7 protein-coding genes are annotated in these 6051 nt (G+C 60.0%); all 7 read left to right on the top strand.

Annotated elements, in window-relative coordinates:
- The first annotated feature begins 333 nt into the window (after window positions 1-333).
- The 7 genes from traI to trbK are packed head-to-tail and all read left to right on the top strand — an operon-like array spanning window position 334 to window position 6022.
- On the top strand, window positions 334-948 hold the full coding sequence (gene traI / locus N2599_RS36425; protein ID WP_027513381.1) for an acyl-homoserine-lactone synthase: 615 nt from the start codon (window positions 334-336) through the stop codon (window positions 946-948).
- Window positions 949-967: 19 nt separating this feature from the next.
- The gene (trbB, locus tag N2599_RS36420) at window positions 968-1945 is read left to right on the top strand and encodes a P-type conjugative transfer ATPase TrbB (protein ID WP_027513380.1); all 978 of its coding nucleotides are present in this window, start codon (window positions 968-970) and stop codon (window positions 1943-1945) included.
- Complete coding sequence (locus N2599_RS36415) at window positions 1935-2318, top strand: TrbC/VirB2 family protein (RefSeq protein WP_027513379.1); 384 nt, start codon at window positions 1935-1937, stop codon at window positions 2316-2318. The genes trbB and N2599_RS36415 overlap by 11 nt, the downstream gene beginning before the upstream one ends.
- Entirely contained in the window at window positions 2311-2610 is a 300-nt protein-coding gene (locus tag N2599_RS36410) for a conjugal transfer protein TrbD (protein WP_027513378.1), read from the top strand. The genes N2599_RS36415 and N2599_RS36410 overlap by 8 nt, the downstream gene beginning before the upstream one ends.
- A gap of 10 nt (window positions 2611-2620) precedes the next feature.
- Window positions 2621-5077 (top strand): conjugal transfer protein TrbE, encoded by a 2457-nt coding sequence (locus tag N2599_RS36405; protein ID WP_027513377.1) that lies wholly within the window; start codon window positions 2621-2623, stop codon window positions 5075-5077.
- Complete coding sequence (gene trbJ / locus N2599_RS36400) at window positions 5049-5852, top strand: P-type conjugative transfer protein TrbJ (RefSeq protein WP_027513376.1); 804 nt, start codon at window positions 5049-5051, stop codon at window positions 5850-5852. The genes N2599_RS36405 and trbJ overlap by 29 nt, the downstream gene beginning before the upstream one ends.
- Window positions 5849-6022, top strand: coding sequence for an entry exclusion protein TrbK (trbK, locus tag N2599_RS36395; RefSeq protein WP_311319516.1), 174 nt, complete (start codon window positions 5849-5851; stop codon window positions 6020-6022). Before trbJ ends, trbK begins: the two co-directional genes overlap by 4 nt.
- Window positions 6023-6051 lie beyond the last annotated feature (29 nt).

Here is a 6051-nt window from a genome sequence, read left to right as displayed (position 1 = left end):
TGCCCGCCAAAGATAGAACACGATTCTCTCGACCGGTCCAGAAGTTTAGGGTTAACAAAAGGTTAACGAAACCCAAATTCCTGAGCGAACCCACAAGTGGCTTTTCGGCTTTTTGTATTACCACTCTGAGGGTTAGCCAAACACACCCGGCTTCTAGATCCCGAATTGTTCTCCTGTGAATCCTACAAATCCAAGCTAGCCATCGGGCGACCTCAGTAATCCCTTCCACATCGCAGCGCCCGATTCACCTCCAGCTACCTTGTCGGATTCTACAACTGCCCAGCGATTCTGATCCGTGCTCATTTCCCGCAGACCTAAACGACGGAGAAAAACATGCGGGTAGTCGCGATTTCGGCACGACAGGGCATACCGGAACCACAACTTCTCGAAGCACATCACAAACTTCGAGCTCAGGTATTTTCCGATCGGCTCGGTTGGGAAGTCGATGTATTCGACGGCCGGGAAGAAGACGCGTTCGATGCACTTCAGCCAACTTACATCATTGCCGTGTCGGACAGCGACCAGGTGGTAGGATGCGCCAGGCTCCTTCCAGCACTTGGCCCAACCATGGTGTCGGACGTCTTCTCCTCGCTTCTCCCGAAGGAGGGATTGAAGGCCCATTGTTTCATGATCGAGAGTTCACGCTTCTGCGTTGATACAAGCCTCGTGGATGGAAGGGGAGGCGGCTCAGTCCATGAGGCGACGCTGACCATGTTCGCCGGCATCATCGAATGGTGCATGGCGAATGGCTACACCGAGATTGTCACGGTCACCGATCTCCGGTTCGAGCGGATTCTAGCTCGCGTTGGGTGGCCGCTGCATCGTTTGGGCGAGCCCAGGAAGATCGGCGTGACGATGGCCGTAGCGGGCACGCTGCCCGCGAATGCGGACGCATTCCAAAGGCTCCGCCCTTCCAACTACCGTTCTGAACTCTTCCCTATCAGCTAGGCAGCGTAAGGAGAAACCCGTGAACCAGCTTCGCTCTCATCCCCGGCTTGTCCGCAAACTTCAGGAGGCGCTCGGCGATCAGCTCTGCGTTGCTCTGGACGACGCGAATGTCGTCGAAATCATGCTCAATCCGGACGGGAAGCTGTTCATCGAACGGCTCGGCCACGGCATCGCGCCCGCCGGAGAAATGTCCTCTGCTACTGCAGAAATGGTGATCGGAACCGTGGCGCATGCGCTCCAGTCCGAGGTCGACACGGAACAGCCGATCGTCTCCGGCGAGTTGCCAATCGGCGGCCACCGCTTCGAGGGTCTGTTGCCTCCCGTCGTCGCCAGACCTGCCTTTACCATTCGGCGCCGCGCCTCCCGCCTCATTCCGCTCGGGGACTATGTCCGTGCAGACGTGATGACCGAATCTCAGGCCTCGACGATCCGCAGCGCAATTTCCTCCAGGCTCAACATCATCATTTCCGGGGGGACCGGTTCGGGCAAGACGACGCTTGCGAACGCCGTCATCGCCGAGATCGTCAAATCGACGCCGGAGGATCGCCTCGTTATTCTTGAAGACACCGCGGAAATTCAGTGCGCGGCAGAGAACGCCGTTCTCCTGCACACCAGCGATACGATCGACATGGCGCGGCTTCTCAAGAGCACCATGCGGTTGCGTCCCGATCGGATCGTCGTTGGTGAAGTCCGCGACGGCGCCGCCCTTACATTGCTCAAGGCCTGGAACACCGGCCATCCGGGCGGGGTGGCGACCATCCACTCGAACACCGCCATGTCGGCGCTGCGTCGCCTCGAACAACTGACCGCCGAAGCGAGCCAGCAACCGATGCATGAGGTGATCGGGGAGGCCGTCGACCTGGTCATCTCGATCGAGCGGACGCAGCGCGGGCGGCGTGTTCGAGATGTGATCCACGTCGAGCGGTTCGCGGGCGGCCAGTACGAGATCGAGTCCGACCAGCTCACGGAAGAACAGGAGGCGCGCCATGTCGCGTGAATATGCACTCATCGCCATCGCACTCAGTGCAGTGCCGAGCCTTTTCGCATCTGTTGCGCCGGCGATGGCCAGTTCCGGCGGCAGCCTTCCGTGGGAGGGACCGCTCGAGCAAATTCAGGAATCGATCACTGGCCCGGTTGCCGGTTACATCGCGCTTGCGGCCGTCGCCATTGCCGGTGGGATGCTGATCTTTGGCGGGGAACTGAACGACTTCGCACGGCGACTTGTCTACGTCGTTCTCGTCGCCGGCATCCTGCTTGGCGCCACCACCATAGTCGGCCTGTTCGGCGCAACCGGCGCGTCGATCGGTCTGACGGACGAGCAGCTCACGTCGATCGGTTCGAACGGAGAAGGGGAGGGGGCTCATGGCTGACTCCCTATCCGGCCTGCGATGCAACCGCATCCACCGCGCTCTGTCTCGCCCGAATCTCCTGATGGGCGCCGACCGGGAGCTGGTGCTGATCACCGGTCTTGCGGCCGTAATCCTGATCTTCGTGGTGCTCACGGTCTATTCAGCGCTCTTCGGTGTTGCTGTCTGGATCGTGATCGTCGGGGCGCTCAGGATGATGGCGAAGTCCGATCCGCTCATGCGGCAGGTCTACGTGCGGCACATTTCCTACAAGCCGACCTATAAGGCGACCACCTCGCCGTGGCGGCGGTACTGAGGAGACGGCCGTGGTAGCTCTCAAACGCTTCCGGGCCACGGGCCCATCCTTCGCCGATCTCGTTCCATACGCCGGCCTCGTCGACAATGGTGTCCTCCTGTTGAAGGATGGAAGCCTGATGGCCGGCTGGTACTTTGCCGGCCCGGATTCCGAAAGTGCGACTGACCTCGAACGCAATGAGCTGTCGAGGCAGATCAATGCGATCCTGTCGCGACTTGGAAGCGGCTGGATGATCCAGGTTGAGGCCATCCGCATTCCGACGGTCGACTATCCCTCAGAAGACCGTTGCCATTTTCCCGACCCGGTCACCCGCGCGATCGATGCCGAGCGCCGGGCGCATTTCGCACGCGAACAGGGACATTTCGAGAGCAAGCACGCACTGATCCTGACCTACCGGCCGCTCGAGTCCAAAACGACCGCGCTCAGCAAATATATCTACTCGGACGAGGAAAGCCGCAAGAAGTCCTATGCGGACACGGTGCTCTTCATTTTTAAGAACGCCGTCCGAGAGATCGAGCAGTATTTTGCGAACACGCTATCGGTCCGGCGAATGGAAACCCGCGAAACCGTCGAGAGGGGAGGGGAGCGGATTGCCCGCTATGACGAGCTGCTTCAGTTCGTCCGCTTCTGCATCACCGGCGAGAGCCATCCGATCCGGCTTCCGGATGTTCCCATGTATCTCGATTGGATCGCGACTGCCGAGCTTGAGCACGGACTGACGCCGAAGATCGAGAGCCGGTTCCTTGGTGTGGTGGCGATCGACGGCCTCCCGGCCGAAAGCTGGCCGGGCATTCTGAACAGCCTTGACCTGATGCCGCTCACCTATCGGTGGTCATCGCGCTTCATCTTTCTCGATGCCGAGGAAGCGCGACAGAAGCTCGAACGCACCCGCAAGAAATGGCAACAGAAGGTCCGGCCATTCTTCGACCAGCTGTTTCAGACGCAGAGCAGATCGTTTGACCAAGACGCGATGACGATGGTGACCGAGACCGAGGATGCTATTGCGCAGGCTTCGTCGCAGCTGGTTGCCTATGGCTATTACACGCCGGTCGTCGTGCTGTTTGATCACGATCGCGAAGCGCTGCAGGAGAAGGCGGAGGCAATCCGCCGGCTGATCCAGGCAGAGGGCTTTGGGGCGCGGATCGAAACGCTCAACGCCACCGACGCCTTTCTCGGCAGTCTGCCGGGCAACTGGTATTGCAACATTCGCGAGCCACTGATCAACACCAGCAATCTCGCCGATCTGATCCCACTCAACTCGGTCTGGTCGGGAAACACCGTCGCGCCATGCCCGTTCTACCCACCGAACTCGCCGCCGCTGATGCAGGTTGCGAGCGGCTCGACACCGTTCCGGCTCAACCTGCATGTCGATGATGTCGGCCACACGCTGATCTTCGGTCCGACCGGTTCCGGCAAGTCGACACTCCTGGCGCTGATCGCTGCACAGTTTCGCCGATACGAAAGCGCGCAGATCTTTGCGTTCGACAAGGGAAGCTCGCTTCTGCCACTGACGCTTGCCGCGGGCGGTGATCACTATGAGATCGGCGGCGACAACGCGGGAGAGGGGAGGGCGCTGGCCTTCTGCCCTTTGTCCGACCTTAAAAGCGACGCTGATCGGGCCTGGGCGACGGAATGGATCGAGATGCTGGTCGGCCTGCAGCGTGTCACCATCACGCCCGACCATCGCAACGCAATCTCCCGTCAGGTTGGCCTGATGGCCAGCGCGGCCGGTCGCTCGCTTTCGGATTTCGTGAGCGGCGTGCAGATGCGCGAGATCAAGGATGCGCTCCATCACTATACCGTCGATGGGCCGATGGGGCTGCTGCTCGACGCAGAGGAGGATGGCCTGTCGCTTGGTGCCTTCCAGACGTTCGAGATTGAGCAGCTCATGAACATGGGTGAGCGCAATCTCGTGCCAGTGCTGACCTACCTGTTCCGCCGAATCGAGAAGCGTCTGGATGGGTCACCGAGCCTGATCGTCCTCGACGAGGCCTGGCTGATGCTCGGCCATCCTGTCTTTCGCAGCAAGATTCGAGAATGGTTGAAGGTACTGCGCAAGGCGAATTGCGCAGTCGTCCTCGCCACCCAGTCGATCTCGGATGCCGAACGGTCCGGGATTATCGACGTACTGAAGGAATCCTGCCCAACCAAGATTTGCCTTCCAAACGTCGCCGCCCGTGAGCCAGGGACGCGGGAATTCTACGAGCGGATCGGTTTCAACGAACGTCAGATCGAGATCGTCTCCAACTCGATCCCCAAGCGCGAATACTACGTCGCCACGCCCGAAGGCCGGCGTCTCTTCGACATGTCACTCGGCCCCGCAGCACTCAGCTTCGTCGGCGCGTCCGGCAAGGATGATCTCAAGAGGATCCGCGCGCTCAGATCCGAACATGGCTTCGACTGGCCGATCCATTGGCTACAGACGAGAGGAGTCCACGATGCCGCATCGCTGCTCAACTTCGAATAAATGGTCCGCCGGCCTGGCGGCCGTCGCTCTGACGATGGGCGCCGTGGCACCGACCCATGCCGGCACGGCCGCGGGTGCTGCAACTGAATGGACGCAAGTTCTCAACAACGGCGAGCTGATTTCGCTAGTCGGAAAGTCCGGTGAGCAGATCCAGAACCAGATCACGCAGATCAACCAGCTCGCCGAGCAGATCCAGAACCAGCTGAAGATCTACGAGAACATGCTGCAGAATACTGCGCAGCTTCCGAGCCACGTCTGGGGACAGGTCGAAAGCGACCTCAATCAACTCCGAAGCATCGTAGATCAGGGCCAGAGCATTTCGTTTTCGATGGGGAACGCGGACGACGTGCTCCAGCAGAGGTTCAAGAGTTATGCCGACCTCAAAAGCAATCTTCCGAATGCCGAGAGCTTCTCCTCGACATACCAAACCTGGTCGGACACGAACCGCGACACGATCGCCGGCACGCTGAAGGCGGCGAGCCTCACGGCCGACCAGCTCGATAGCGAAGAGGATACGATGTTCTCGTTGCGGTCGATGTCCGAGACGGCTGACGGCCAGATGAAGGCCCTGCAGGTCGGACACGAAATCGCGGCTCAGCAAGTTGCGCAGATGCAGAAGCTGCGCGGTCTCGTTTCCCAGCAAATAACGATGATGGGAACTTGGCTCCAGACCGAACAGACCGACAAGGACCTGGCGCAAGCGCGACGGGAAAAGTTCTTCAACGCCATCGCCCCCTCCACGTCCGGAGGCCAGAAGATGGGGATAGAGTGGTGAGAACGAAAGCCATCCTGATTGCCATTGCCGCAATATTCGCGGTTGGAGCCGCAGGCGTGTGGTTCCTCATTTCCGAAAAGCAAGCCGCCCAGGAACGGCGGGAAGAGTTCTTTGGTGCGACCAAGGAGTTCCCGACATCCGGTGGGAAGAAGTTGAAGCCAGAATGGTGAGGAACACAATGTCGCTTCGGCAATTGCGC

Source organism: Rhizobium sullae (genome assembly GCF_025200715.1).
GTDB lineage: Bacteria > Pseudomonadota > Alphaproteobacteria > Rhizobiales > Rhizobiaceae > Rhizobium > Rhizobium sullae.
Note: the sequence above shows the minus strand (reverse complement) of the source record. Positions and strands in the feature narration are given on the sequence as shown.

Coding starts and splice junctions, on each gene's coding strand:
- traI (WP_027513381.1), top strand. CDS start 334: ATGCGGGTAGTCGCGATTTCGGCACGACAGGGCATACCGGAACCACAA.
- N2599_RS36415 (WP_027513379.1), top strand. CDS start 1,935: ATGTCGCGTGAATATGCACTCATCGCCATCGCACTCAGTGCAGTGCCG.
- N2599_RS36410 (WP_027513378.1), top strand. CDS start 2,311: ATGGCTGACTCCCTATCCGGCCTGCGATGCAACCGCATCCACCGCGCT.
- trbJ (WP_027513376.1), top strand. CDS start 5,049: ATGCCGCATCGCTGCTCAACTTCGAATAAATGGTCCGCCGGCCTGGCG.